The sequence below is a fragment of the Sphingomicrobium astaxanthinifaciens genome (genome assembly GCF_022865105.1).
GTDB classification, from domain to species: Bacteria; Pseudomonadota; Alphaproteobacteria; order Sphingomonadales; family Sphingomonadaceae; genus Sphingomicrobium; species Sphingomicrobium astaxanthinifaciens.
Window position 1 is genome coordinate 157,222 of sequence record NZ_JAKNYM010000001.1, and the last position, 24,987, is coordinate 182,208.

Consider the following 24,987-nt stretch of genomic DNA (forward strand, 5'->3'; position numbering starts at 1 on the left):
AATGGCTGCCCCGTCACTACCGACCGAAATCATTCCCGCCAATGCCGCGGGGATCGACCGTGCCTGCACCATTCTGGCGCAGGGAGCCCCCGTGGCGGTGCCGACCGAGACGGTCTACGGGCTCGCCGCCGATGCCACCGACGCGCTCGCCGTCGCGCGCATCTACAAGGCCAAGGGGCGCCCCGACTTCAACCCCCTGATCACCCACGTCTTCGACCTCGAGGCCGCCGAGGCCCTCGGCGTCTTCAACGACGAGGCACGCGCGCTGGCCGAGCGCTACTGGCCGGGCCCGCTCACCCTCGTGTTGCCGCGCCGCGAGGCGACGGGGATCGCCGACGTCGTCACCGCGGGGCTGCCGACCATCGCCATCCGAGTGCCCGCCCATCCGGTGATGCGCGCGCTGCTGCATCGCTTCGGCAAGCCGCTCGCGGCGCCGTCGGCCAACGCCTCGGGCCGGATTAGCCCGACGCAGGCCGCGCATGTCGCCGCCAGCCTCGCCGGCCGTATCCGTCTGATCCTCGATGGCGGCCCCTGCGAACAGGGGATCGAGAGCACCATCGTCGCCGCCACCGGCGAGGGCCTGCGGCTCCTGCGCCGCGGCCCGATCCACGTCCCAGCGGCGGTCGAGGCCGGCGGCGAGCGGATCGAGGCCCCTGGCCAGCTTCTTAGTCACTATGCCCCGAACAAACCGCTCCGGCTCGACGCGCGCGAAGCCGAAGCGGGCGAATTGCTGATCGGCTATGGCGAGGTCGAGGGCGATCTCTATCTCGGCGCCGAGCCCGTGACCGCAGCGGCGCGGCTATTTTCGCTGCTGCATCAAGCCGATGCCAGCGCGGCCGAGCGGATCGCCGTGGCGCCCGTCGCCGGTGACGGGCTAGCCGCCGCGATCCGCGACCGCCTCAGGAGGGCTGCCGCGCCCCGTCCTTGAGCTTGTCGGCGAAGCTCTTGCGGAACTTGCGCAGCTTGGGGTCGATCACCGCCATGCAATAGGGGTTCGAATCCTTGTTCTGGTCGTAATAATCCTGGTGATAGGCCTCCGCCGGATACCAGGTCGCGGGCCCCTCGATGGTGGTCACCACCTTGCCGTCATGCGCCGCGTTGGCGCGCGCGATCCCCGCCTCGGCGGCGGCGCGCTGGTCGTCCGACAGCGGGAAGATGGCGCTGCGATACTGGGTGCCGATGTCGTTGCCCTGCCGGTTGAGCTGGGTCGGGTCGTGGGTGGCGAAGAAGATGTCGAGCAGGTCGTCATAGGCGATCACATCGGGGTCGAAGGTCAGCCGCACCGCCTCGGCGTGCCCCGTGTCGCCCCCGCAGACCTCGCGGTAGCTGGGGTTGATCACCGTCCCGCCGATATAGCCGCTTTCCACCGCGCGCACGCCGATGACGTCGAGAAACACCGCCTCGGTGCACCAGAAGCAGCCCCCTGCGAAAATTGCCTGTTGTTCAGCCATGCCGATCGTTTCCTTGTCTCTTGTTTCCGAGATAGGAGGCGGCGGGCGCGATGGAAGGGGGCAAAAAGCCCTATCTCTTGGGGGCGAATGAGGCCTTGAGGCTGGCCAGTTCGAGCCGCTTGCCCATCCACTCGGCCAGTTCCTCGAACTGGAGCGGGCGGTCGAACACGATCCCCGCGCGGCGTTCCGAATACCAGCGGATCTCGCCCTTGATCGGGCGCAGGCTCTCGACCACCACCACGACCTTCTGGCCGAGGCAGTATTCCTCGATCGGCTCGACCTTCATGCCGCCGAGCGAGATGTCGTGGACATCGACCGAGTAATAGAGCTTGCCAACGCGCACGTTGGCTTTGCAATTGACCTGAAGCCGCGGCGGGCGCGGGCGGAAGCCATGGCGCGGTTTGCGCCCGGCGAGCATCTCGCCAAGGTCGATGTTGGCGTCGAACTTGAACCCCGCGTTGCCCTCGCGCGTCCAGACGACCTTAGCCGGGATCTGTTGCGAGTTGAGCTCGATCATGACGCTGTCGCCCACCTCATGCCGGTGCGTGGTCTCGGCCATCAGCCCCCCAGCCGATAGATTGCGAACGCGGATAAGCTGCTCACCTTCATTGGCGTCGACGAGCTTCGCCACCCGCAGCATCGGCATGACACGTTCATCGACGCGACGCTCGACCGGGCGCGGCACCTCGGTCGAGAGTGAGAAAATGGTCGACTCAAACGCCAAATTGTCCTGCCCGAAAGGTCTGTTCTGGCGACGGCGAATGAACGAGCCGAGCATGCAATTCTCCCTGGGAACTGAGGTCCTGTCCCCAAGACCCTAGATCGCAGTGAGTTAAAAAGACGTTTCCCGAGAGCGCTATAGTCGCTACACTTGGCAAACCGGCGGCGCTTGCTCGGGCCCGCGCCGGCAAAATGGAGAGTGTATGGCGCGGCGGCCCCGGCTCCTGCTTATCGACGATGAACCCGCCCTCGCGGCTTTCCTTGCGGATGCTGCGCGTCTGAGCGCGTTCGAGCCCGTTATCGCCACCGACCATCACGATTTTCGCGAGATCTTCCGGAATGAGCCGCCCGACATGGTGGCCATCGATCTCGGTATGCCGGGAATGGACGGGGTAGAATTGCTCCGCTTCCTTGCCGAACACGAGGCCAAGCAGCCGGTACTTATTGTCTCGGGATTTGAGCCGCGGGTGGTCGACACTGCATTCCGTCTGGGCCACGAACTGGGGCTCAAGATGGTCGGCCCTCTCAACAAGCCGGCGCGGCTCTCGACCCTTGAAAGCTTGCTTGCCAAGGTTCGCGAGCGCCTCGTCGCGTGACCGACACGCTAGATTTGGGCCTTCTCGATGGGTTTGAGCGGGCACTGATCAACGACCGGCTGCGGCTAGTTTACCAGCCCAAGGTATCGCTACGTACAGGGAAGTTGGTGCGGGTCGAGGCGCTGGTGCGCTGGGACGACGAGAAATTTGGTGCGGTGCCGCCCTCCCGCTTCGTTCCACTCGCCGAACGCCACGGGCTCATCGACCCGCTGACTCACTGGGGCCTAGACACAGCGTTTGCCGAATGGGCACGATGGTGTGCAGCAGGGATTGACACCGGGCTAGCCTTCAACATCTCGGCGATGAGCCTCGAGGCACTCGATTTCCCTGATCTCGTTACCGCCAAATGCGCCAAGCATGGGGTGCCGAGTGATCATCTCGTGCTGGAGTTGACCGAGGGCGCCACTCAGCCGCTGACCAATCTCATGGACACGCTGACGCGCTTTCGCATTAAGGGGATCGGGCTGGCGATTGACGATTTTGGCACCGGCTATTCGACCCTCATGCAGCTACGCCAGCTACCTTTTACTGAGGTCAAGATCGATCGCTTCTTCGTGACCGACGCGCCCGACCATCGCGACAGCGCGGCGGTGGTACGCGCGGTCATCGCACTAGCGCACGAGATTGGGTTGTCGGCTACCGCCGAGGGTGTTGAGACCGACGCGCAGCTGAAGCTGCTTGCGGCGATGGACTGCGACATCGTCCAGGGCTATCGGATAGCGCGCCCGCTACCACCCGATGAGCTGGCCGGATGGATCGACTGGTGGTCCAGTGACTGGAAGCGGCTGGGGATCGGCGACTAGCGCGACACTATCCGCGCCGCGAGACTCTGGTCGCACCCCATTTGATCGAGCAGGTCGCGCGGTGCGTGGCGGCTACGCGCTGGCTCTAACGGGTCCCCATCATAACGCGGCGCGGGCGCGGGCACGGGCCCGTCAGGGGTCGCGGCAAAGGCGCCGCGTGCGATATGGTGTGGATGCCGCACCGCCTCTGCGGGGGTTAGCACCGGGGCAATACAGGCATCCTTGCCTTGGAATGCGGCGAGCCAGTGGCGGCGCGGTTCGGCTTCGATCCGCTCGGCGATCAGCTCGCGCTGTGCCTCCCAGCGCGCGGGATCGAGGGTTGTGCTGAATAGCTCGGTACGCTCGAGCTCGAGCACCGATAAAAACTGCTGCGCGAATTGTGGCTCGAGCGCGCCGACCGCGAGCCATTTACCGTCAGAGCAGCGATAGGTCCCATAGAGCGCCATCCCGCCATCGAGCAGGTTGGCCTCGCGCTCCTCGGTCCAGAGTCCGGCGTTACGCATCCCGAAGAGAATCGTGCCGAGAAGCGCAGCGCCCTCGCTCATCGCCGCGTCGACCACCCGCCCGCGCGCCGCGCCCCCGCGCACTTCGATGAGCGCGGCGAGCATTCCGAAGGCAAGCAACATCGCCCCACCGCCATAATCAGCGACGAGATTGAGCGGGGGCAAGGGACGCGCCTCCGCGGGACCAATGCTGGCGAGCATCCCCGACATGGCCAGATAGTCGATATCGTGGCCCGCGCGCTGGCTCATCGGCCCGCTCTGACCCCAACCAGTGATCCGCCCGATGACCAGTGTGGGATTGCGTGCCTGCAGCACGTCGGGGCCGAGCCCGAGTGCTTCGATCCGACCCGGGCGATAGGGGTCGATCAGCGCGTGGCTGGTGGCCACGAGGTCGAGGAGTAGCGCACGTTCGTCAGCCTCGCGAAGGTCGAGCGAAAGGGTGGTGCGCCCGCGATCGACCGGGTCGCTGGGCAGACTGAGGCGCCCCTCGCGCTCGATGCGGATCACCTCGGCGCCATGATCGGCGAGCATCATCGCGGCGAAGGGCCCCGGCCCCACGCCGGCCAGCTCAATAACCCGTAAACCATCGAGCGGTCGCATTGCCCCCTCCCTGTCCATCGCGCGAGCCTGCCCGGCGCCCGCGCACTTGTCGAGGGGCGAAGGATCGGTGCGGTAGCGCAACAAGGCTTTCCTTTTTGCGCACAGGTGACAATATAGGCGGCGTGACCGAGGGAAGACTGCCACACAGCATCGGCGAGCGCGAGCCGCCCCAACCGACCGTGCCGCTCGACGCGCTCGATCCGGCTCCCGAGATCGTGCAGCTCATCGCGGGCAGCCCGATTGCCTCGGTGGTGTCCGACCCGCGGCTGCCCGATAATCCGCTGGTCGCGGTCAACGACGCCTTCTGCGCACTGACCGGCTATGCGCCCGAGGAGATCCTCGGACGCAACTGCCGTTTCCTCGCGGGTCCGAGCACCGAGCCCTTCCTGTCGCAGCGGCTGCGCGAGGGGGTCGAGCAAAAGAAGGCCGTGCTGGTCGAGATTCTCAACTACAAGAAGGACGGCTCGCCCTTCCGCAACGCGGTGATGATCGCCCCGTTGTTCAACGAGGACGGGGAGCTGACCTACTTCCTCGGCAGCCAGGTGGAGCTCGAGGCGGACGACCTCGGTCCCTCGACGAGCCGGTCAGCGCGCGCAATCGAACTGGTCAAAACGCTGAGCCCGCGACAGGCCGAGGTGATGAAGATGGTCGCCTCGGGGCTGCGCAACAAGCAAATCGCCTACGAACTCGGCCTGTCCGAAAAGACGATTAAGATGCACCGCGGACTGGTGATGAAAAGCTCGGTCTGCGCTCGAGCGCCGAGATGGTGCGCATCGCGGTCGAAGCGGGGATCTGAGCCCTACCCCTTAAGGTCTATCTGGCGGTCGGGCGCCCGATCGCTAGCTTGGCAACGGTGTCGATCCCGGTCTGACGGGTCTCACCGCTTCCCTCTTGGCAAGGCCTACGGGGTCGGCACCACGGCTTCTCCCCACCCCACGTCAATCGGTCATCCGAGGCACGTTCTCGCGCACGACCTGCGCGGCGGGAGCGCGTTTCGCGAGGGGCTCTTTCGGCTCCTCAGCGGGCGGGTCGAACTTAGCGGCGGCGGCGCGCTTGGCGATCGTCATGGCGGTTTTCCCCTCGTCTGTGAATTGTTTCCCTTTCAGCGCGCGGCGCGGCGCTTAGGTTGCGACCGAAACGACGGGTCGTGGCGGCAGTTCGACCGCTGCCAGCATGCAGCGCACCGACCCACCCGCGCGCTCGATCGTCGGCACCGCCACCGGGATGAGCCGGGCGTGCTGCTCGATCGCCGAGCGCTGGTCGGGGCGCAGCGCAGCCGCTGCGCGCGTGGAGAGCAGGAGGCACGGTCCGGCGCGCCCTGCCAGTTCGAAGGCGTTGCCGGCAAAATCGTCGACCTGGCACGGCTCGAGCGGGATAATCTCGCGCCCACCAAGCGCGGCTTGCAGCGCGGCGCGCTCGTCGCGGTCGCGCACGAGGTCGAGCCCGACCAGCGCATAGCCACTACCGAGCGCCATCATCACGTTGGTGTGGTAGACCGGCCGACCGTCAGCGCAGGTCGCGGTGAAGATGGTCGGCGCATAGTCGAGCGCCGCGCACAGGTCGCGCAGCAGCCCCTCGTCGCAGCGCCCCGACCGCGCGGCAAAAGCGCGGCGACGCGGATGGTCGAAGACGATCGCCCCCGTGCCTTCGAGAGACCGACCCTCGGTCTCGTGCGACGCAAGGTCGATCCGGCGGGTCACCGCGAAGCGGCGCTCGAGCGCGGCGAGGATGTCCGCGCGGCGTTCGCGCCGGCGACTGGTGGCGCGCATTGGATAGGTTACAAGCGTGCCATCAGGATGCGCTGATAACCAGTTGTTTGGGAAAACCGAGTCTGGGGTCTCTACCCCCAAATCCTCGAACAACAATACCTCGACCCCCGCCTCTTCTAGGGTTCTCGCCAAAGCGGTGGCTTCGGAAAATGCGGCATCTGAATCGGCAGAGCCTGCGCCAACCTGAAAGCTATTGTCTGCTAGTGTCTCAGGGTTGAGCGAGAAGCAGTGCGGGCGGACCATGAGCACGCATGAGGGTGTCGTCTTCATGATAATCTCTGCCGCAATCCTTTCCGGCAGTCGTCTACAAACGCAAACGCTAACAAATAAATTTAGGGAAATGCAGCTGTCTCGGCGTATCGCGTGTTTGCCCTATCGTGTGAGCCTTCGCACCAAATCTGCCATCCCCACATCATCAAGCGCCTTGAAACGGTCATCCGATTTCAAGATTTTTGACAGGTGCATCAAGGCGTTCGTCGCTTTCTCTAGCCGCTGCAGCGTAGCAGGCGCCCTGTTCAACAGGATGGGATACTCCGCCAGTTCGTCGAGTGAAAATGAAATTGACCGGATCGTATAGTCTATTTCTTCAGCCACGCGAATGTCGGAGATATTCTTTTTCTTGTCTTCTTGGATGCTGTAGAGATTGCTTTGTCGCGCCGAAGCGACCTTGCAATCTACCTGTGACTGCCCTGATCCCTTCGAATTAGGCGACCAGTCCGTAGGCAGGATCGGAATATCAAAGTTGATCCCGCAACGTCCACGGGACTGCCACACAATAACCCCTGAAACTTGGTTTTGCGCGCGAACCAAACGGACATGGGAGCCCACCGCTGGCAGCCCCGGCGCTTCGATCAATGCTCCAGTCGGCGAAATATTTCGAACGATGACGCTTAGGCGCTCCCCTGCGCTTTCGAGGAGTGCACTCAAGAATAGGTTGACCCGCTCGTCTTTGCGCTCGGTCGATTCCGACTGTGCGATTTTTACGACGTTCTCGGAGTTGAGAGGCATTTGACAATTCGTCCTAACTGAAGTGCTGAAGTTGGGCTGGCTACCTTTAAGCAGCCACTTCCATCGGGCTGTCTTTCACCATTGCTGAAGCAACGTCAGCGACGTCTCTACGCAACTCCTCTATCTTAGATCCATGCCTCGACCAGGCCTGACGAGCTAATTCGGTGCGAACACCAAGATAGAATGAGCTAAGCGCAGGAGCCAGCGGCGAACTCCGGTCAATCCCTGTTTCAAGAGCGCTCAAGGCTGCCAGAGCTTTGGATAAAGCCTCGCTCGCAATTGCCGGTCGGTTACGCTGCTTTGCGGCGATCAATTGGCCCAAAGACCGGTCTAGTTCTTCGAAGCAAAACCGGACAAGTTTCTCCCCATCACAGCCGAGAATACGTGCCTCGATGCTCACTTGATTATAGGCGCGGGTAGCGCAACGTCCTGCCAATGAACTAGTCATTACCGCCCTCCCAAACCCGGATTTGCGCTTGGAGATAGGACAGAGTTGATTGCGCCGCGCTGATGCGGCTTTCCGTCTTGGCAAACCGAGCAACCAGGCTGGCTCGAAGAGCCTCCTGTTTTTCAGCGAGCTCAGATGAAGTCTCACGCGCATCGATCGCCAAAGCTTCATAACGGGCAATTGACCCTGCCAAGCTTCCCGGATCAGTCGAACGCGACATTGCACGGGACAGGCGATCCAAGCTCGAATAAACGCCGTGGATGCCCGTGGTGAACATTGCTGCCACGCCCGCGGGATCCTTATCCAGCATCTTCTGGAGCTGAGCGGAATCGAGCCGGAAACCACCCTTCCTTTCAGTTGCCAGACCAATGTCCGCCAAGGTTCGAGGGGAATCGTTCGCGGCAGTCGGCATGACGACTTGCCCTGCAAAGGTCGAAAGCGCGCGCTTCAGTGCCCGCGCTCCAGGGTCACTTGCCAGTTCTCCCCCGATCGGCGCTGTAGCGGCCTCCAGCTTGCTGGCGATCTCGTTGAGTGCACTGACGAAGTCAGCCATGGCATCCGCAATTGCCTTGACCGGCTTGGAAAAACTGATCGTCGACGGCTGCCCGGTGTTGGTGCCAAGAAGGTTGAGCTGCAAGCCGGGAGCTATTTCCCCCGTGTTATTGCTGCTTCGCTGGTAAGCGACACCATCGACCTCGAACAATGCATCTCTCGAAGTGTTGACGAGCCGACTGGGATCCCCCGCACTATTTGGATTCCAAGCCAGCGTGCCCAGGTCCCCCCCGGCCCCATCGACCTCTACAACGAAACCGCTTTCGCGCCCCTCACTGCCCTTGAGTACAAGCTGGACGCCATTCCCGGTATCCGCGAGATATGCTGACACGCCTGCATTGGCGCCATTGATCGCAGCGGCAACGTCATTCAGGGTGGCACCCGCGGCGATTTGAATTTCAATGGGTGCGGCACTGGAAGCGGAGAAAGAGGTCCCATCGACCGCGCCGAAACGCAGGCGAAGCGTCCCCTCTCCGAGGACATCATCCTTGCTGGTAAATGCCGTCGAGGTCAGCGATTGCGCAGCTGCCAACTGATGCACTTCAAGCGAGTAGGTCCCACTGCCTGTGCGGCCAGCAGGGCTGGACGGTGTTGCGACCTGAAGGCCCGAGAGCTCCGGCTTGATGGCCAAGTCGCCAGCGCGAATGCGATCACCAAATGCTGATGCCAAGAGGCTAAGGTTACCTCTCAGGTCGGCCGCGGCGGAAATTTTGGCCTCGAGGTCCTCTTGGCGCATTTCCAAACGATCGTTGCGCTGCTGGAACTGCGCGTTCGCCAGGCTCTCGGCGAGACCGACCATATCGATGCCACTACCGGCACCAAGGGCAGAGATAATGGAGCTGCTGCTAGTCATATCCCGAAGAACGGCATTGGGATACTCTTGTTAAGCGCTGCGTCTCCCTTCGCTATCAAACCGAAGGTTATGCGGCACCTCGATCGAGGGAGGCGCGACCCGGTCGCCCCGCTTGAGCGAATAAACGAAAGCCAACACCGCTGCGATCGAGGCGTAGAGATCTTCGTGAATCATCTGATTTTCGCGGCTGGTATAATATACCGCTCGTGTAAGCTGCGGGAACTCCAGGACAGGAAGATCCATCCCCGTCGCGATTTCTCGCATTGCCAGGGCCTTATCCCCTGCACCTCGCGCCAGCACAATCGGTGCAGCAGCCCGTTCCGGATCGTAGACAATAGCCACCGAAAAGTGCGTCGGATTGGCGAGAACGAACTGCGCGTCTTTGAGGGCGAAGGTAAGGCCGCCGCTGGCAATATCTCTCTGGCGCTGTCGTCGAGCCGCCTTGGCTTCCGGCGAGCCTTCAGCGTTCTTGTTCTCGTCCTTCATCTCTCGATGGCTCATTTTGAGCCTCTTCGACCTGCGTATCCATTGAATGAGAACGTCGACGATCGCGATGAGGATCAGCCCCCCACAGAGACTGATGAGCAGACTGATCAAGGCATCGAAAGCTACCTGTAGTTGTTGTGAAAGATTTCCCTGACCGAGGCCGAAGATTGGCTCGAGCCAGCTAACCACCCAGAAGCCCGCTATGGAGCCGAGCAATCCAAGCTTCAGGATCCCCTTCCCCATCTCGATCAGACCTGTAGGGCCGAACATTCTTTTCAAGCCCGCCCCCGGATTTATGCGTTTACCCTTGAAAGCCAGATTTTTCGTTACCCAGCGACCTTTCCCAAACACAAACTGGGAAATAACGACGGCAACCATGACTGGCAGAGCGATCGTCAGTGCAGTGAGGAGGACGGCCTCCCCGCCTGAAAGGAGCAGGGAACTAAAATCAAATTCCTCGAGCGATTGGCGGTCGAAATTGAACGCTTGGTGAAACTCATCACGCCAAAGATTGAGCACCCAGGGCCCTGCAATCCACAGCCAGACGCAACCCAGAATAACCGTCACCGCCGCAGCAAGGTCTTTTGATCTTAGGACATCTCCCTTCTCGACAGCGTCTTGGATGCGCTTGGGTGTCGGCGCAAATGTCTTCTCGCCGCTATCGCTCTCACTCATCGGATCACCAAGCTCTCAGTCTTTAGAAGTGCCGTCGCGATCAGATCACTAAGGTGCTGATAGATGAGTGGCGTCGATAGAAGCAGTGCGCAGATGCCCGCCAGAACCCCAGCGGGAAGCCCCAGCGAAAAGAGGTTCAGCGATGGTGCCGATCGGCTAAGAATGCCGGTGATCACCTGAACGAGAAAAAGTATCACGGTGACTGGCAGCGCGATCCGCACCGCAGTCTCGAACATGACTCCACCGAAGGCTGCGACCTCGGCCATGCGATCAGCACCAAGCCAGGTTTCGCCTGGTGGAAAAGCTCGAAAGCTTTCGATGACCAATCCGAGCCACTGAACATGGGCGCCCAGCGTTAGAAATATCAGGACAAGGACGACCGAAAAGAACTGGCCGTAAGCGGTCGTCTGGCCCCCTGAGGCCGGGTCTCCGGTGATTGCCATGCTCATCCCCATCGCCCCGGATATCATCTCGGCTGCAATAAGCGGCGCGGCAAAGGCTATCTGCAGCACGAACCCCAGGCAGAGCCCTACCAGGATTTCGCCTACGACTACGATCATACCGGGAACACTGAAAAGGTCGCTTGGGAGACCGACGACTGGTACCCAGTGAAGAATGAATATCGCAACAGCTCCGGCGACACTCACTCGTACCAACGCAGGCACCGCCGCTGCACTAAAAAACGGCGCGACCACCAGTGCCGCCCCCACCCGGATCATCAGGAAGGCTAATTGCCAGAATTGATTTTCCAGCTCACCGAGAGCGAACACCGATTCAGACATCAGCCGATGCTTGCTATCTCATGGAAAATGTCTTGAAAAAAATCGGTCACAAGCGTCGTCATACCTGCGCCAAAAAGCACCAAGATTAGCGCTGTCGCGGCAAGCTTCGGGACGAAGGTGAGCGTCTGTTCGTTGACGGACGTGGCAGCCTGAATCAGGCCGATCAACAGGCCCACACCCAGGCTACCGAGCAAAACAGGCGCAGCGACTAAGGCCGTTGTCCAAAGCATGCGGTCCGCGATGGCCAGCAGGGCGTTGAGGTCATCCATAACCCTAACTGTAACTCGCGGCGAGCGATCCCATCAGCATTGCCCATCCGTCTACTAGGACGAATAGCAACAGCTTGAACGGGAGCGAGACCAACATTGGTGACATCATCATCATGCCCAACGACATGAGCACGCTGGAAACGACTAGATCGATCACCAGAAATGGCAGGAAAAGCATGAAACCGATTTGAAATGCCGTTTTCAGTTCACTCGTGACGAAAGCTGGCAACAGGATTGAGAAAGGAACATCGGAGGGCCTTTCAAACCCACCTACACCCGCGATGTCAGCGAACATCTCGAGGTCGCTCTCGCGTGTCTGTTGGATCATAAAACCGTGGAATTCATCCCCGGCCGCAGAAATCGCCTGATCCGCCCCCATCTCGCCGGCCGCATAAGGCGCGATCGCGTTGTCGTTCACGCGCTCGAGCGTTGGAGACATGATGAAGAAACTGAGGAATAGCGACAGGCCAATCAGCACCTGATTTGGCGGTGACTGCTGAAGTCCGATGGCTTGTCGGAGAATAGCCAGTACGACGAGGACCCGCGTGAAACTCGTCATCATGAGGACCAAGCTTGGCAGCAAGGTCATCAGGCCCATGATCAGCAACAGCTGGAGCGAGAGGGCCAGGGGCTGCCCCCCTGAACCCGTCACATTCTCAATCACTCGGTCGACCGTACCGGCTTCCGTTGCCGCATAGGCCTCCCCTGGCGAGATTAGCGAGAAAGCGAGTAATGCTGCGGTGAGGACCAAATTTCTCATTCGGGTAGCACCGGTTCTTGCGCAGAGGGGGCTTCGGCCAACCGCACAAATCCCGCCTTCGAATGACTCACCAAAATGTCTCGCCCATGGAATTGCAGCACCGCAAGACGGAGGCCTGGCGAGACCATCTGGGTTTCCCGGATGGTGACGATCCGCTGTCGGGAGTTAGATCCACTCTGCTTTTCCTGAAGGAACCGCATTGCACGATAGGAGCCCCAGATAAGGCCAACGGTCAGGGCAAGCATCAGGATTAACTTGCCAAGGTACCAGGTCATTAGTCGGCTCCCACGCCAGTGGGAGGCACCGCACCCATCGTGGACTTACCACCCAAAAGGCCATCGGCTTGCCCATCGACTTCGAGAATGCGGACGCCAAAATGATTTCCCTGGCGAACCACCTCGCCCCGAGCCACGCGCTTTCCGTTCACCATCAGGTCGACAGGTTCATCGATCAACCTGTCCAGCGTAACGATGCTGTCGGCGTTAAGCGTCATGAGCTTTTGCAACGACATGGACGTGCGTCCCAGCTCGACGTTCATTTGCACGTCGATGTTTTCGAAAATTCCCATGGAATGCGAGATCGTCATTTTGCTTTTCCTATTGTCCGAAAATGGAGTGGGTCACCTGGAGAGCGACGCGCCCGTCACATTCGCCAATCGTTCCGCGAGCGATTTCCTCTCCCGAGAGGAGCAAGGGAACGGTCGCGTTAAGGGATACCGGAAGAACATCTCCGGGCGTCAGGCGGGACAGCTTACCGACCGTGATGCTGGCAGAGGCGAGCGAAGCTGAGACCGGGAGAGGGACGTGACGAAAGGGTGATTTGAGAGGATTGATCGGACCTGCGGGCTTAGTGGCCTTGTTGCGCTTATCGCAAAGACTTGCCGTGTGCTTCTCCTGCATCACAAGTTCCAGACGCCAATCTTCGTTCTTTTCCGCTCCGATGCTGAATGCGATCTTCAAGAGGTCGGAGCCCATCGCAAATGGATAGGTATCGAAGTGGGTACCGCGCTCGCCCACGCGCCACACATCGCTAACGCCAGGAGCGATGATCTCGCCAAGATCGCGCTCAATCATTGCTTCGATCTTCTGTGAATAGCGATCAACCGACGCGGAAAAGGCATTTACGTTCTTCGCCACGGAGCCATCACCGCCAAAAGCGCGATCGAATTTGGACAGAAGGAGCGAGCAATCGATCGACAAAACGATCGAAATTCTTTCGGGAATCAACCACAGGACACGATTGCAGCGCCCCGCTTTCGCTGTTTCGCGAAAGTCCTTTTCGTCTACGCGCTCAAGGGGATGAGGCTCGACATCGGCTTCACGCATGCCGAAAGCAGAGGCGATAATGGGTGCGACCTTCTTCGCGAAGAGGTCAAGGCTAGCCTGCTCCCCTGCCCTTTCATCAACGAGCTTCAGCAATTCCTTGCAATGATTGGCTGCCCGCCCAGCAGCCACCATATCCCCCTCAGGCTTCATTGGACGATGAGGCTCTGAAAGTGGACATCATCCACCCCGCCGAACCCCTCGAGGGTTTCCAGCTCATCATTGATCGCAGCCGTCAATCGGCCTTGGAGCTCTTTTTTCCCGGCAATGGAATGGATATCGGTGGCAGGCGTGGCAGCCAATTCAACAAGAATACGTGAACGCAGTGCGATCTGGTGCTCCTGGAGCCACATCAGAACCCGGCCATCATAGGTAGTGGATGCAGCCAGTTTCACCTGGACCAGCGAATCCGAATTCTTCAGGTTGGTCGTGAAAACTTCGCCGAAATCGAAATATGCACGCCGGTATTCGCTGCCGCCGTCGCCATAGACGATTGTGACTTCATCCTTGCCCGCCGGAAGAGCGTAAGGGTCTGTTTCGCCTTTCAGGATCTGGGCCGGCCCGGTTTCCTTGGCTTCGACGCTGTCGATCGTTCCCGTCGCGACAAGAGCCAGCGCTCCGCCCCCCCCGAGCGACACCAACACCAGCCCAAGCACTACCTTCCCAATCAGGCCGCCCTTCTTAACGGGCTTATCGGTTTCGTTTTCTTTGCCCATTCGTCCTCTACTTCAATCGTTTCACGCCAAAATTCCGCGCCGCAGATCCTGCTCGTCTGTCATCGCGTTTTCTCTGATCGAAAGCGTCCGAGCGCTGTCGTCGTCAAATCGGTGTTGCGGTCCGCTGTTTGCCCGGCCTCGCCGCCCATCCTGAGCGGTGCTCGGATGGCCTTTATCTTGGAAGGAGTGGGAATTGTCGGAGCGCTCCTGCCCGGCTTCCTGCAGGGCGGCCTTCAGAGCCCGGTGACTGGATGCGTCCGCGCCGGCAAGCTCGACGCTGACCTCTCTTTCGCGCCCGTGTTCAATCCGGACAACAAGGTTGCCGAGTTCCTGGTGCTTGAGGGTAATCTCGGCTTCCGCCTTATCGGTTGTTGCGGCCCCGAGGTTTTGGCTTTGCAACTGGACCATCAAATCTCGCACCGCGATCAGGCTGGTGGTCGCGGCAATCCCAACCGGTCCTATTGTCGAGGCAGGACTACCGCCTGCGATAGCGGTCGAAAGGAAGGTATCTGACGGGCCGCCAGACTGAATGGGGATCTCATTGAGTTTCGCAAAGGTTGCCGCGGGGGAAACCACGTCCTCATGTTGGATTGCCGCATTCGTGGCGGCCAGCGCCTCGCCGCTAAGCTGGCGTCGGGGCATCGCGAAGTTCTTGCTAACAGGCAGAGGGAAGTCGCCAACTCGTATGTTGAGCGATTTTCCTTCAGACGCGCGCCCATCCTGTCCGATCACTGTGGGAAGGTGCAGCTTTTTCGCGCCTTCCTCGCCGATAAGGAGTGGTTCTACTGCTGAGGGAGCGAGGCCTTGCCGGGGCGCGGGCGAAATCGCCTGCAAGAACTTGGGATCTTGGGAGCTAGGCTTCTCGACGTCCACTCCGATCGTCACGCTATCCCGCATCGGGACCAGACAGACTACCTGTTCCTCAACACCTTCCAGATTCTCAGTCAGGTCAGCCGCCTGGCCCTTGTCGGGAACAAGAGTGGCGCCCGCTGCCGGCGGCACCGTGACATTCGAGGCATCCAACTGGCTAACGTCTACAACCGACACCGGCACCGACATTCCGAGAGCGGCAAAGGTTTGCCGCTCAACCGGCAAGCCTCCTCCGCTCGCGGGCGCCGCCTCATTCGCCACCTCGAGAATTTCCGGGGTAGGATGCGGCGCCTGAGAAGGCAGTAGCCCCTCGGCATCCGCAAGGAGACTCTCAAAACTGCCGCTTTCCCCTGTCGGAGCCTTCATCTGCTTCAGCCCCTGGGCAGGCCCCGAAGCTCCTAGAGCTGCCATGATATTCAGACTTGCAGAAGCCACGACGAAATCCTCATCAGTTCGAGGCTTTCAATCTTTCAAGAAGCGTGCCAACTGCTCAATCAATCCGCATGAATGCCCCTTAGCGCTAGCGTCTTTGCAATGCCTTCAAGATGCTCGACCGCGTCGCTTCGGCGTCGCTCTTTCAAGGCCAAATCCGCTTTTTTCGCAGCGAGCTGTAATTCTTCCTTGGCAAGTTCAGAGCGCAATCTGGATCGGTGCTCGAGAACGCTGGCGGCGACAGCAGACTGATTGCGCAGCGTAAGCCCGTCGCTTGCCCTGGATGCTTGCCCATAAGAGGATGTTAGCTCCTCGAGACGCGCTGAGAGCTTCTCCATATTTTGGAGGCGCACCACAGATTCTGACAATTGAGTAGCTACGTTGCGCTTATCAATTTCACGCATCCGAACAAGCAGTGATGCTCGTTTCAACTTGGCCTGATCAACCTTCGACATCAGCGAAAATCTGCTCGAGCTGACCACGCGCCTCCGCGGGGCTCACGGCCTGGCCACGGGCTTGGGTCAAGAACGCTTCGATCTTCGGCCTCATGGCGATTGCCAAATCCAGACGGGGATCTGCGCCCGCCTTGTAGGCTCCCATCAGCAGCAAATCTCTATTGCTCTCATAATGAGCGATTAGCCCCCGGAGTTCTCGAGCCATGAGGCTGTGATCCTCGCCTACGATATCGTCCATGACGCGGCTAAGGGACACAGTCGCGTCAATCGCTGGGTAATGACCGCGTTGGGCGAGTTCGCGAGAAAGTACGATATGACCATCGAGAATGGCGCGCGCGGTGTCCACCACCGGGTCATTGGTGTCATCGCCATCTGCCAATACCGTGTAAACGCCGGTAATTGACCCGTTGCTCGAGCGAGATCTACCTGCTCGTTCGACTAGCTTCGTAATTGTCGCCAATGCAGAGGGTGGGTAGCCCCGGGCAGCGACAGGCTCTCCAAGCATGAGACCGATCTCTCGGGAGGCGTGAGCCACGCGAGTAAGACTATCGAGCACGAGCAACACGCGCTTGCCTTGACTTCGGAAGTATTCGGCGAGGCCTGTAGCAAGCATCGCGCCGCGAAGGCGAAGATTTGGGGCATGATCGGCCGGCACGGCGACCACGGCGAGGCGCTCCTTTTGCTCACCTTCCATATGGTGGGCGACGAAGTCTGAAACCTCACGAGCACGCTCGCCAATAAGGCCTGCAACCACGACGTCCGCGCTTGCGGCCGCAACGATCATGTCCATTAGGACTGATTTACCGACGCCCGATCCTGCGATCAGGCCAACACGTTGACCAACCCCCAAGGTCGTCAGGCCGTCGATCGCCCGGATACCTGAGTGAAACTGTTCATCGACCTGAGTGCGCTCCAGCGCGCCATGCCTTTGCCCACCAACTGGCCAGAGAGTCTGTCGGGCAAGCGGTGCCCCCCCATCGATCGGATGACCTAGACCGTCAACAGCCCTGCCAAGGTTGGCTTCACCGACCCGAACCATCCCGGGCCAACCTTCAGGTCGAACTCGCATGCCTGGCCGTAGCAATACCGAGTCACCGAGCAGCATCATCAACGTACGGCCATTCCGAAAGCCCACGACTTCCGCTGCAAGCTGTCGACCTTTACCATCGTCGATACGAGCGATCGCACCTACCGGTATTGCTAAGCCGCTAACCTCCAACAGGCCGCTGTCGCAGGCTGCCACATGGCCAAATCGCTGCGGACTGAAGTCCGGTTTTGATTGGCAGATGCCGTCCAAGAGGCCTTCGATTGTTTGCGTCCTCATATCAGGCCTGACTTTGCAATGCCTCGATCAATTTTTGACGCCACAAGTGGGGACCATCCTCAATGCCTCCGTCTGGCGTATCGATCCTGAGATGACCGCGCGGAAGGCTGGCGTCCGATTTCAGCTTGAGGTCCGGCCCGATCGATTTGCGAACAAGTTCAATGTCATCGGGATGGAGGCAGACTTCGCGCTCGTCTTCCTGCCGTCGCAAAAGTCCGACAGCCTTTTCCACGCGCGCCGCAATCATTTCCGGCTGGCTGGAGGTCGTTTCGATCAGATCCTCGCAAAGAACCATCACGACCTGAAGAATGCGGTCCTGCAGTTGAGCTGTAAGCTCATCGTCAAGGCGCCGAAAGGAGACTTCCAGTTTGCTTTTTTCACCTACAAGGGCGTCATGATCGGCGCGCGCTTGGGCGATACCTTCTTCCAAGCCGTCGGAATAGCCGCGCTCATAGCCCCGAGCTTCCAAGTCGATCGGCGGCGACGCCTGCATTCCGTCACAGATTTGCCTCGGCACGAACTGCCCGCTGAGGGACAGGTCGGTCAGCCGGATGCTAGACGAAGTCATCGTCACCCCCGCCGAGGGCAAGAGTACCGTTTTCAATAAGACGCTTTGCGGTGGCGATTACGTCGCGCTGCGCTTCTTGCGCCTCATCCCGGCGAATGCGTCCCAAGGAGTCGATCTCATCTCGTACGCCATCGGCAGCTCGCGTCGACATGGCGGCGAAGAAGGGCTCTCGGAGCGGTTCATTAAGCCCCTTCAAAGCCTTGATAAGCGTCTCATTCTCAACTTCGCGCAGCAATTGCCCCATGGACTGAGCGTCAAGCGAACAAAGATCCTCAAAGCGGAAGAGCTCCCTTTCGAGGTCGTCCGCCAACGCCCGGTCGATTTTCCCAATGGCCGGGATAATCCGTTTCTCAACAGCGCTGGCGGCAGCATTGATGATGCGAGCGGCTTCGCAGACGCCACCAACGGTCACAGGGACCGCTCCGTGGTTCTTTTCGATACGCTCCTGAAGCGTATCATTTAGGATTTCGAGAGACTCTTTGCTCACCGGGCCCAAGCGCGCAATCCTGTGGACTACTTCCGTTTGCAGATCCTCTGGCAGCTGCGAAAGAACCACCGCTGCATCCTCAGGCTCGAGCTGCACCAGGAGAAGCGCAATCATTTGCGGGTGTTCATCCGCCACAAGCGGCAAAATGGTCTTCGGCTGCAGCCACTTGGCCAGTTCGATTGCTGGAGTAGACAATGCCGTCTCGGCGCTTCCAATCCGGCTCATCACAGCCTGCGCCTTCATTTCTCCCAGGGCTCCCGTCATCATCGCTTCGACGCGACGATGGCTATCACCGGGCGGCGGGCCCACGCGATTAGCATTCTCAGCGAAAGACCGGATAGCGGCTTCGATAGCATCGGAGCCAATCTCGTTGAGCGCGCACATCGCGCTGCCAAGCCGCTGAAGCTCCTTGGGCTCCAGTTGAGAGAGTATCCAGCGCGACTCCTCCTCTCCCAAAAGCGTTACAAGGATAGCCGCGTTCTCGAGAATCGCATCTTTGTGCGAGCTGTCTACCGTAGCTTCCTGCATCACTGCGATCCCTGTTGGGTGGGCGGCGAAACCAGCATGCGACGCAAAGCCACCAAGGCGTCTTCTGGCCTCTCCCGCGCCAGTCGCTGTGCCAGATCGATCTGCTCGTTCAGCCGGGAACCGCCCTGAGCGACCTCATGGCTTTCGTTTGAAGCAGCACGCGGCGCAGTCGAATTATCGGCGTTTGCCAGTAGCGCTGGTTTTGACGGAGCGTCGGCCCCGTCGGGTTCGGACGTCCGTTTCCCGATCATTTTCATCGCGGGTCGAATGACCAAGAGGATTGTCAGAAGCACAGCCAGTAGCGCCGCCCCCGTGCGTAAGGCGGAGGAAAACCAACTACGCTCCCAAACGGCTAGTTCTTCTTCCACCGGCTGATCGAACGGACGCACCATCACCGCCACCTGATCTCCTCGCTCCGGGTTCGCACCGACTGCTGCAGAAATCAGGGTTTCGAGTTTTTGCAAATCCTCTTCGCTAAAACCCTCGAGCGCATTCTGGTCGAGCGCTACAGCGACCGATAGGCGATCGATTGCGCCCGGCGCGGAGTTAGAAACGCTAACCTCACGGCCGACCTGATATTGTCGCGAAGAACTACGATCTCCGATCAACTCCTGATCGACAACGCCCTCGTTTGCGATCGGTGGGCCGTCTACTGTCGCGGCGTTCTCGGGGGGCATATTCGACGTTGCACCTGGAACACCCCGCGCGTTCGCCAGAGCGCTTTGACGTCGTTGCTCAGTTTCGCTCACGAGCGCACCTTGCGGATCGTATTGCTCACGCGCCGCGGTCACCTCCGCCATGTCGAGCTCGACCTGGGCCTCGAAGGAGAAGTTGCCTGCTCCAAACATTGGAGTGAGAAGCTGTGCCAACTGAAGCCGGATCTTTTCTTCCATCCGGGACTGCAGTTCGAGGCTGTCGTGATCACTGCTTTCAGCGCCGGTCAAAAGGCGCCCATGCTGATCCACGATGCGAACGGCGTCGTTGGGCATGCCGGGGATTGAGCCCGAGACCAAGTTGGCGATTGCACGAACCTGATCATTGGACAAACTACGCCCCGGAGCCATGCGGACCATAACTGACGCACTCGGCGGCAGTTTTTCACGAACGAATACAGACTTCTCAGCTTGGCCAAGGTGGACCCGCACCGCCTGGACGCCATCGATTTCCTTGATCGTAAGCGTCAGCTCGCGCTCCTTGGCCACGCGAAGACGGTCCCCTTCCAGCGTCCGGCTAGCACCCATGGGGAGCGAATTGATCAGGTCAGTCCCCGTCTCTGGCGTAGCCAATGCCCCATTGGATGCGACGAACATACGCGCTCGATGATAATCGTCCTCGCCCACCGTGAGGCTGCCGGTACCAGGGTCAATGGAGTAATCAATCGCCGCACTATCAAGCGCGGCTGCAACAGCGGCCCTGTCGGCATCGTTCAAAGCGGAGAACAAGGTGCGCTGAGGAGGCTCGGAGACAACCGACCAAGCTAAAGCCGCCAAGCCCAGACCAGCGATCCCGACGAAGGCGGGCAGCGCCTTTCGGATCGCTGGCTGGTTCACCACGTCCGAAATACCGGGAGGCAGTAGCTTGCTTCCCGGTAGAACAGTTGCAGTCTTCTCAGACATAGTCGGCACCAGTTCGGTCACCTAGTTAGACCCCCATTCGCATAATTTCCTGATAAGCGGACAGCAGCTTATTTCGGACTTGGAGCGTAGCTTCGAAGGCAATGCTCGACTCTTGGCGGGCCAGCATCACGGAGGTTATGTCGGTCACTTCACCGCGCTCATACGCCGCACTCAATTCTGCAGAACGTTGCGCACTATCGTTGACCTCTGACAGGGCCGTCTTGAGCGTTCCCGCAAAGCCCCCCGCAGGCTCGTCAGTCGCGGGGGTGGCTGTGGGTTTGCCTGCTTGCAGTTCCTGAAGAGCGCGCGATTGCTCGATGAGTTGCTGACGCAGCTGCATCACCGATTGAACGCCGCCTCCAACACCACCGACCGGGGTCATCGACCCGCTCCTTGCATCAGACCAGCTTCACGAAACGAGGCGAGCCGATAGCGTAATGTGCGCTCGCTGATCCCCAGTTTCTGAGCCGCTTCCCGCCGCTTCCCGCCCACTGAATCGAGCGTCTCGATGATTGCCCGAGCTTCTGAGATCTTGACTACATCGGCTAGGTTAGCTGCGACGGCACCGTCGGTTTGATGGCTCTCATTGCTCATCAGTTGAGCCGACAGCTGGCTATCATCCCGATTGGCGCTGACGAGCCGAGCAGGCTGGTCGAAGACGATGTGCTGCAGCTTGATGACCTTCTCGCTCCCAAGGAGAACCAAGGCGCGGCGCATCACGTTTTCGAGTTCGCGGATGTTTCCCGGCCAACCATGCGCCAAAAGTGCCGACATCGCATACTCGTCGATCCAAGGAACCGATTGCGAGCGAGGTGTGTGGCGCGCGATCATCTCAAAAGCCAACGGCGCGATATCTTCCGCACGGTCACGCAATGCCGCCAACGACAGGGGAAAGACGTTCAGACGATAATAAAGGTCGGCCCGGAAACGTCCCTCGGCCACTTCTGTAGGCAGGTCGCGGTTGGCACATGCAAGCACACGCACGTCAATTTTGACAGGAGCTGTGGCACCCACTGGTACAACTTCACCTTCCTGAAGCGCGCGCAGAAGCTTGGCCTGGAGTGCCAATGGCATTTCCGCAATCTCGTCGAGAAGAAGCGTCCCGCCATCTGCTGCGCGAAAAAAGCCTTCTCCCCCAGCACTCGCCCCGGTGTAGGCACCTTTCACGTGACCGAAAAGCAATGCCTCGAGCATGGTCTCGGGGATTGCGGCACAATTTACAGCAACAAACGGCTTGTCGGCCCGGTCACTGCTTTCATGAATGAAGCGAGCAAGCACTTCTTTCCCTGTACCGGTAGGCCCATTGATCAGAACCGGGACGTCAGAACCCGCGAGGCGTACCGCCAGATTGACCACCGCAAGGGAGTCCGGATCCGCCGCAATGGGCCCGCGCCGCTGGTGAAGGAGAGCGACCAAAGCGCCAAAGGTGGCCTGACCTGTCGGATCATCATAGGTCAGCGTCCCCCGAACGCGCTCAGACGACCATTCAGACGCTTCGCCCGCACGGTGATCAATGAAAATCCGTGCGGTGTCGCCTTCGATCACCTCACCGGGTGCTGCGATAGTCGCGTTTTTCGAAAGCTGCAGCGCACTCGCAACGCCGGCGAGACGAGCGCAGAGCACTGGATTAGCGTTTTTTGCTTTCTCAGTGATCTCGATCATCGCGCCCCACCCTCTTTGGCATTAACCTAAGTCGTTTGAAGCGATATGCCCCTCTAACGGCTAAATGGGTATTAATTTCAGCCTAGGCATAGGCACTTAAGGGGGAACACCTAATTCGGCACTATCCGCCATCGCGATCCTACATTCGGGGTTAAATACCGATCTATCCGTCCGGTCTGAGTAGCAACTGCCCGCAGCTATCGAGGCAGTTCAGAAATGAACCGAAGGGATAGATCATTATGACCGTTATCAACTCGAACATTAGTGCCCTGCGCGCCTCGAATGCCTCGACCACCGCCAGCAACATGCTGTCGTCGGCCATGGAGCGCCTCTCGACTGGTAAGCGCATTAACAGCGCCCGAGACGATGCCGCTGGCCTCGCTATCGCGACCACGATGACTTCTCAGGTTCGTGGCATGAATCAGGGTATCCGCAATGCGAACGACGGCATTTCGATGGCGCAGACTGCTGAAGGCGCGCTCTCGGAAGTGACCAACATGCTCCAGCGTGTCCGCGAACTCGCTGTGCAGTCGGCCTCGGGGACCTATCAGGACGCCACCGACCGCTCGTACATGCAGGCTGAAGTTGACGAGCTGACCTCGCAGATCAACCAGGTCATCACGAACAGCGAATTCAACGGCGTCACCCTCTTTGATGGCTCGACTGCATCGGTCACCATCCAGACCGGTGCCAACGGTGCGGATACCGTGGCCCTTGCGATGGCCAACCTGACCACGCTTTCGGCCAACGGTGGTCTTGCTGGCTCGTACAACGTGTCTACTGCCGCCTCGGCGAATACGCTTCTTGCGACGCTCGACACCGAACTCAACTCGATCTCGAGTGCCCGAGCCACTCTCGGCGCCGGTCAAAGCCGCCTGGAATCGTCCGTGAACACGCTCACCAGCAATGTCACGAACCTCTCGGACGCCCGCTCGCGGATCGAAGACGCGGACTATAGCGCGGAATCGACCGCCCTCGCCAAGGCCCAGATCCTGTCGCAGGCCTCGTCGGCGATGCTCGCCCAGGCGAACCAGAGCCAGCAGAACGTTCTGTCGCTGCTCCGCTAAAGAACTTTACGTTCCCCAACGGCCCCCCGGCGCTTTCAGCGTCGGGGGGTTTGTTTCGCGTAGATTGGAAGAACCAATCTTTACCCAACATGGGCCTATCGATCTCACAGATATCTAGGGTGGGCGTGAAACCGCAGCCTCCCGGGGTGATGACAATCAGGACTTGACCAGCAAGCCTCCTTCTGCGGCTCATCCGTCACGCAGCTCTCGTGCCTACGAGCTGGAGGTTCCCATTCTCACAGCAGCGAGGCCGGTGCCCCATCGATTGCTAGCGTTCAAATTCCAGTTCGACCGATGGATCGGGCGACACGGGTGGCAGGAACTTGATTGCTCTTTCGACCGCCTCCACCAGATGAGCCTTAGTTTCATTACGGAAATCCAAAACGAAAACTCATCGCGAGATCGCCACTCGGACTGCTCACGTTCTTCCCGCAAGCTGGCTCAACTTACCACATGAAGTGGCCTCATCCAGTTGATCACCTCGATAACAGAGGTGGCAAAGCATATGGTCATTGGTCAGAGCCCCCTCCCCCGAAGCCCCATCCAATTAGAGGCGCTCCATTACACAAATCGCGTTGGGTCGGCCTGCAGCACATGTCTTATTGGAGCTTCGCGGGGAACTACGAAGCTAGCGGCGGTGCCCTTCGGAGTTTCGATGCGGTGATATGAGCTGCGCCCCGATGCGCGGCGACCTACAGTCCGCATTTCATCGTCCCCAGACTTTTCGGGCAGCCCTAGCCACAGCACTTTAGACGGCGAGGCGGTGGCGCGGTCAAGAGGGCCCTAGCGAGAGGCTGAGGGTCCGCAGCTGGAGCTACGCCGTGCTAGTTCGCGATGAAGATCGAAATCCGACGATTTCGGGGATCGGTCGGATTATCAGGGATCAGGGGCTCACGGTCCGCAACGCCCTCAATTCGGGTGAAGCGGGTCTGTGGGAGACCGTGCCGCATTAGCGCCTGCCGGGTAGCTTCGGCACGGCTGGTCGAGAGCGACCAGTTGTTGGCACGTGCGGCCTCCTTCCACCGGACTGCGTCAGTGTGGCCACGAACAACGAGGTTTCCATCTTCAGCGGACAAAGACTTGGCAAGAGCCTCGACCAACGAGCGCGCGCTATCGGTCAACACCGTCGTGCCTAGTGAAAACATCGAGAAATCGGCATCGTCGACAAGGTCGATCCGAATACCTTCGGTTGTCTCCACCATGCGCACTTGGCGCAGGAGCGTCTCAAGGCCTGGACGGTCACCGAGTTGTTCTTCGAGGCTCTTTCGAACGCGCTTGATCTTGCCAGCCCCTTCCTTGGGACCACCCACCGTATCCAGGGGGATCGTAATCGTTTCCGTGCCTGTTTGCCCTTGAGCATGCTGATAATTGTCAACGTCGGTGAGCGATGCCCCACCAAGCAGCCCGTCTGAGCCGGCACTTTGCTGCCGAATCTTTACCAGGGTCGGCGTGAAATAGTCGGCCAGGCCCTTGCGCTGATCTTCAGTCGTTGCGCCCAACAGCCAGAGCATAAGAAAGAAGGCCATCATCGCTGTCACGAAGTCGGCGTACGCAACTTTCCATGCCCCACCGTGGTGCCCGTCGCCGCCATCGACGATGACTTTTTTGACGATGATCGGGGCCGGCTTTTCGCCCTCGCCGTCAAGAGTACCAGCAGACATCGGC

At 60.0% G+C, this 24,987-nt stretch carries 28 protein-coding genes and 1 pseudogene; 5 read left to right on the forward strand and 24 right to left on the reverse strand.

Annotated features, from left to right (window positions below; translation table 11 throughout):
* Position 1: 1 nt before the first annotated feature.
* Positions 2-928, forward strand: coding sequence for an L-threonylcarbamoyladenylate synthase (locus tag L8951_RS00745; protein WP_244381078.1), 927 nt, complete (start codon positions 2-4; stop codon positions 926-928).
* Here the strand turns inward: L8951_RS00745 and msrA are convergent.
* Positions 900-1,451, reverse strand: a complete 552-nt coding sequence (gene msrA, locus L8951_RS00750; protein ID WP_244381079.1) for a peptide-methionine (S)-S-oxide reductase MsrA — start codon at positions 1,449-1,451, stop codon at positions 900-902. The genes L8951_RS00745 and msrA overlap by 29 nt on opposite strands.
* Positions 1,452-1,521: 70 nt before the next feature.
* Positions 1,522-2,229: a PilZ domain-containing protein gene (locus L8951_RS00755; RefSeq protein ID WP_244381080.1), complete on the reverse strand. Its 708-nt coding sequence runs from the start codon at positions 2,227-2,229 to the stop codon at positions 1,522-1,524.
* Between the two features lie 145 nt (positions 2,230-2,374).
* On the opposite strand from L8951_RS00755, the gene L8951_RS00760 reads away from it, so the two are divergent.
* Together L8951_RS00760 and L8951_RS00765 are read left to right on the forward strand one after the other, a co-directional pair.
* Positions 2,375-2,767: a response regulator gene (locus L8951_RS00760; protein WP_244381081.1), complete on the forward strand. Its 393-nt coding sequence runs from the start codon at positions 2,375-2,377 to the stop codon at positions 2,765-2,767.
* Complete coding sequence (locus L8951_RS00765) at positions 2,764-3,570, forward strand: EAL domain-containing protein (RefSeq protein ID WP_244381085.1); 807 nt, start codon at positions 2,764-2,766, stop codon at positions 3,568-3,570. Before L8951_RS00760 ends, L8951_RS00765 begins: the two co-directional genes overlap by 4 nt.
* Here the strand turns inward: L8951_RS00765 and L8951_RS00770 are convergent.
* Entirely contained in the window at positions 3,567-4,754 is a 1,188-nt protein-coding gene (locus L8951_RS00770; RefSeq protein ID WP_244381087.1) for a CaiB/BaiF CoA transferase family protein, read from the reverse strand. The genes L8951_RS00765 and L8951_RS00770 overlap by 4 nt on opposite strands.
* A 170-nt stretch (positions 4,755-4,924) precedes the next feature.
* Between L8951_RS00770 and L8951_RS11665 the strand changes: the two are divergent.
* Positions 4,925-5,350 (forward strand): annotated as a pseudogene (locus tag L8951_RS11665) (PAS domain-containing protein); the annotation flags it as partial.
* A gap of 444 nt (positions 5,351-5,794) precedes the next feature.
* Here L8951_RS11665 and L8951_RS11670 read toward each other — a convergent pair.
* The 20 genes from L8951_RS11670 to L8951_RS00875 all read right to left on the reverse strand — a co-directional run bounded on the left by L8951_RS11670 (position 5,795) and on the right by L8951_RS00875 (position 22,255).
* A complete protein-coding gene (locus tag L8951_RS11670; protein WP_425262467.1) occupies positions 5,795-6,712 on the reverse strand; it encodes an arginine deiminase-related protein in 918 nt (305 codons plus the stop codon).
* Positions 6,713-6,814: 102 nt separating this feature from the next.
* On the reverse strand, positions 6,815-7,450 hold the full coding sequence (locus tag L8951_RS00785; protein WP_244381089.1) for a PilZ domain-containing protein: 636 nt from the start codon (positions 7,448-7,450) through the stop codon (positions 6,815-6,817).
* 46 nt (positions 7,451-7,496) lie between these two features.
* Positions 7,497-7,898, reverse strand: coding sequence for a flagellar export chaperone FliS (locus L8951_RS00790; RefSeq protein WP_244381091.1), 402 nt, complete (start codon positions 7,896-7,898; stop codon positions 7,497-7,499).
* Positions 7,891-9,303 carry a flagellar filament capping protein FliD gene (fliD, locus tag L8951_RS00795; protein WP_244381092.1) on the reverse strand — a complete coding sequence of 471 codons (1,413 nt, stop codon included), beginning with the start codon at positions 9,301-9,303 and terminating at the stop codon, positions 7,891-7,893. Before fliD ends, L8951_RS00790 begins: the two co-directional genes overlap by 8 nt.
* A gap of 30 nt (positions 9,304-9,333) precedes the next feature.
* Positions 9,334-10,464 (reverse strand): EscU/YscU/HrcU family type III secretion system export apparatus switch protein, encoded by a 1,131-nt coding sequence (locus L8951_RS00800; protein WP_244381093.1) that lies wholly within the window; start codon positions 10,462-10,464, stop codon positions 9,334-9,336.
* Positions 10,461-11,246 (reverse strand): flagellar biosynthetic protein FliR, encoded by a 786-nt coding sequence (gene fliR / locus L8951_RS00805; protein WP_244381094.1) that lies wholly within the window; start codon positions 11,244-11,246, stop codon positions 10,461-10,463. Before fliR ends, L8951_RS00800 begins: the two co-directional genes overlap by 4 nt.
* Entirely contained in the window at positions 11,246-11,515 is a 270-nt protein-coding gene (locus tag L8951_RS00810; RefSeq protein ID WP_244381095.1) for a flagellar biosynthetic protein FliQ, read from the reverse strand. Before L8951_RS00810 ends, fliR begins: the two co-directional genes overlap by 1 nt.
* Before the next feature lie 4 nt (positions 11,516-11,519).
* Positions 11,520-12,275 (reverse strand): flagellar type III secretion system pore protein FliP, encoded by a 756-nt coding sequence (gene fliP, locus L8951_RS00815; protein WP_244381096.1) that lies wholly within the window; start codon positions 12,273-12,275, stop codon positions 11,520-11,522.
* A complete protein-coding gene (locus tag L8951_RS00820; RefSeq protein WP_244381097.1) occupies positions 12,272-12,550 on the reverse strand; it encodes a flagellar biogenesis protein in 279 nt (92 codons plus the stop codon). Before L8951_RS00820 ends, fliP begins: the two co-directional genes overlap by 4 nt.
* On the reverse strand, positions 12,550-12,861 hold the full coding sequence (fliN, locus tag L8951_RS00825) for a flagellar motor switch protein FliN (RefSeq protein ID WP_244381098.1): 312 nt from the start codon (positions 12,859-12,861) through the stop codon (positions 12,550-12,552). The genes L8951_RS00820 and fliN overlap by 1 nt, the downstream gene beginning before the upstream one ends.
* Before the next feature lie 10 nt (positions 12,862-12,871).
* Positions 12,872-13,750 carry a FliM/FliN family flagellar motor C-terminal domain-containing protein gene (locus L8951_RS00830; RefSeq protein WP_244381099.1) on the reverse strand — a complete coding sequence of 293 codons (879 nt, stop codon included), beginning with the start codon at positions 13,748-13,750 and terminating at the stop codon, positions 12,872-12,874.
* Positions 13,747-14,313 (reverse strand): flagellar basal body-associated FliL family protein, encoded by a 567-nt coding sequence (locus tag L8951_RS00835; RefSeq protein WP_244381100.1) that lies wholly within the window; start codon positions 14,311-14,313, stop codon positions 13,747-13,749. The genes L8951_RS00830 and L8951_RS00835 overlap by 4 nt, the downstream gene beginning before the upstream one ends.
* A 21-nt stretch (positions 14,314-14,334) precedes the next feature.
* Positions 14,335-15,549 (reverse strand): hypothetical protein, encoded by a 1,215-nt coding sequence (locus tag L8951_RS00840; protein ID WP_244381102.1) that lies wholly within the window; start codon positions 15,547-15,549, stop codon positions 14,335-14,337.
* 128 nt (positions 15,550-15,677) lie between these two features.
* Positions 15,678-16,070: a hypothetical protein gene (locus L8951_RS00845; RefSeq protein WP_244381103.1), complete on the reverse strand. Its 393-nt coding sequence runs from the start codon at positions 16,068-16,070 to the stop codon at positions 15,678-15,680.
* The gene (locus tag L8951_RS00850; protein WP_244381104.1) at positions 16,057-17,394 is read right to left on the reverse strand and encodes a FliI/YscN family ATPase; all 1,338 of its coding nucleotides are present in this window, start codon (positions 17,392-17,394) and stop codon (positions 16,057-16,059) included. Before L8951_RS00850 ends, L8951_RS00845 begins: the two co-directional genes overlap by 14 nt.
* Position 17,395: 1 nt before the next feature.
* Entirely contained in the window at positions 17,396-17,962 is a 567-nt protein-coding gene (locus L8951_RS00855; protein WP_244381667.1) for a FliH/SctL family protein, read from the reverse strand.
* Positions 17,949-18,977, reverse strand: coding sequence for a flagellar motor switch protein FliG (locus tag L8951_RS00860; protein ID WP_244381105.1), 1,029 nt, complete (start codon positions 18,975-18,977; stop codon positions 17,949-17,951). The genes L8951_RS00855 and L8951_RS00860 overlap by 14 nt, the downstream gene beginning before the upstream one ends.
* Complete coding sequence (gene fliF, locus L8951_RS00865) at positions 18,977-20,614, reverse strand: flagellar basal-body MS-ring/collar protein FliF (RefSeq protein WP_244381106.1); 1,638 nt, start codon at positions 20,612-20,614, stop codon at positions 18,977-18,979. Before fliF ends, L8951_RS00860 begins: the two co-directional genes overlap by 1 nt.
* A 4-nt stretch (positions 20,615-20,618) precedes the next feature.
* Positions 20,619-20,975, reverse strand: coding sequence for a flagellar hook-basal body complex protein FliE (gene fliE / locus L8951_RS00870; RefSeq protein ID WP_244381107.1), 357 nt, complete (start codon positions 20,973-20,975; stop codon positions 20,619-20,621).
* Positions 20,972-22,255: a sigma-54 interaction domain-containing protein gene (locus L8951_RS00875; RefSeq protein ID WP_244381109.1), complete on the reverse strand. Its 1,284-nt coding sequence runs from the start codon at positions 22,253-22,255 to the stop codon at positions 20,972-20,974. The genes fliE and L8951_RS00875 overlap by 4 nt, the downstream gene beginning before the upstream one ends.
* Before the next feature lie 239 nt (positions 22,256-22,494).
* Here L8951_RS00875 and L8951_RS00880 point away from each other — a divergent pair, with 239 nt between their 5' ends.
* Positions 22,495-23,322, forward strand: a complete 828-nt coding sequence (locus L8951_RS00880; RefSeq protein ID WP_244381110.1) for a flagellin N-terminal helical domain-containing protein — start codon at positions 22,495-22,497, stop codon at positions 23,320-23,322.
* Positions 23,323-24,146: 824 nt separating this feature from the next.
* Here L8951_RS00880 and L8951_RS00885 read toward each other — a convergent pair.
* The gene (locus L8951_RS00885) at positions 24,147-24,983 is read right to left on the reverse strand and encodes a flagellar motor protein MotB (protein ID WP_244381111.1); all 837 of its coding nucleotides are present in this window, start codon (positions 24,981-24,983) and stop codon (positions 24,147-24,149) included.
* Between the last annotated feature and the right edge of the window lie 4 nt (positions 24,984-24,987).

Bases quoted from the DNA above. Each gene is read 5' to 3' on its own strand.
- L8951_RS00835 (WP_244381100.1), bottom strand. From the start codon at position 14,313: ATGGGCAAAGAAAACGAAACCGATAAGCCCGTTAAGAAGGGCGGCCTG.
- L8951_RS00875 (WP_244381109.1), bottom strand. From the start codon at position 22,255: ATGATCGAGATCACTGAGAAAGCAAAAAACGCTAATCCAGTGCTCTGC.
- fliD (WP_244381092.1), bottom strand. From the start codon at position 9,303: ATGACTAGCAGCAGCTCCATTATCTCTGCCCTTGGTGCCGGTAGTGGC.
- fliE (WP_244381107.1), bottom strand. From the start codon at position 20,975: ATGACCCCGGTCGGTGGTGTTGGAGGCGGCGTTCAATCGGTGATGCAG.
- L8951_RS11670 (WP_425262467.1), bottom strand. From the start codon at position 6,712: ATGAAGACGACACCCTCATGCGTGCTCATGGTCCGCCCGCACTGCTTC.
- fliN (WP_244381098.1), bottom strand. From the start codon at position 12,861: ATGACGATCTCGCATTCCATGGGAATTTTCGAAAACATCGACGTGCAA.
- L8951_RS00760 (WP_244381081.1), top strand. From the start codon at position 2,375: ATGGCGCGGCGGCCCCGGCTCCTGCTTATCGACGATGAACCCGCCCTC.
- L8951_RS00785 (WP_244381089.1), bottom strand. From the start codon at position 7,450: ATGCCTCTCAACTCCGAGAACGTCGTAAAAATCGCACAGTCGGAATCG.
- L8951_RS00830 (WP_244381099.1), bottom strand. From the start codon at position 13,750: ATGAAGCCTGAGGGGGATATGGTGGCTGCTGGGCGGGCAGCCAATCAT.
- L8951_RS00845 (WP_244381103.1), bottom strand. From the start codon at position 16,070: ATGTCGAAGGTTGATCAGGCCAAGTTGAAACGAGCATCACTGCTTGTT.
- L8951_RS00860 (WP_244381105.1), bottom strand. From the start codon at position 18,977: ATGCAGGAAGCTACGGTAGACAGCTCGCACAAAGATGCGATTCTCGAG.
- L8951_RS00755 (WP_244381080.1), bottom strand. From the start codon at position 2,229: ATGCTCGGCTCGTTCATTCGCCGTCGCCAGAACAGACCTTTCGGGCAG.
- msrA (WP_244381079.1), bottom strand. From the start codon at position 1,451: ATGGCTGAACAACAGGCAATTTTCGCAGGGGGCTGCTTCTGGTGCACC.
- L8951_RS00840 (WP_244381102.1), bottom strand. From the start codon at position 15,549: ATGAAGGCTCCGACAGGGGAAAGCGGCAGTTTTGAGAGTCTCCTTGCG.
- fliR (WP_244381094.1), bottom strand. From the start codon at position 11,246: ATGTCTGAATCGGTGTTCGCTCTCGGTGAGCTGGAAAATCAATTCTGG.
- L8951_RS00810 (WP_244381095.1), bottom strand. From the start codon at position 11,515: ATGGATGACCTCAACGCCCTGCTGGCCATCGCGGACCGCATGCTTTGG.
- L8951_RS00820 (WP_244381097.1), bottom strand. From the start codon at position 12,550: ATGACCTGGTACCTTGGCAAGTTAATCCTGATGCTTGCCCTGACCGTT.
- L8951_RS00800 (WP_244381093.1), bottom strand. From the start codon at position 10,464: ATGAGTGAGAGCGATAGCGGCGAGAAGACATTTGCGCCGACACCCAAG.
- L8951_RS00880 (WP_244381110.1), top strand. From the start codon at position 22,495: ATGACCGTTATCAACTCGAACATTAGTGCCCTGCGCGCCTCGAATGCC.
- L8951_RS00850 (WP_244381104.1), bottom strand. From the start codon at position 17,394: ATGAGGACGCAAACAATCGAAGGCCTCTTGGACGGCATCTGCCAATCA.
- L8951_RS00745 (WP_244381078.1), top strand. From the start codon at position 2: ATGGCTGCCCCGTCACTACCGACCGAAATCATTCCCGCCAATGCCGCG.
- L8951_RS00885 (WP_244381111.1), bottom strand. From the start codon at position 24,983: ATGTCTGCTGGTACTCTTGACGGCGAGGGCGAAAAGCCGGCCCCGATC.
- L8951_RS00855 (WP_244381667.1), bottom strand. From the start codon at position 17,962: ATGACTTCGTCTAGCATCCGGCTGACCGACCTGTCCCTCAGCGGGCAG.
- fliP (WP_244381096.1), bottom strand. From the start codon at position 12,275: ATGAGAAATTTGGTCCTCACCGCAGCATTACTCGCTTTCTCGCTAATC.
- L8951_RS00790 (WP_244381091.1), bottom strand. From the start codon at position 7,898: ATGACTAGTTCATTGGCAGGACGTTGCGCTACCCGCGCCTATAATCAA.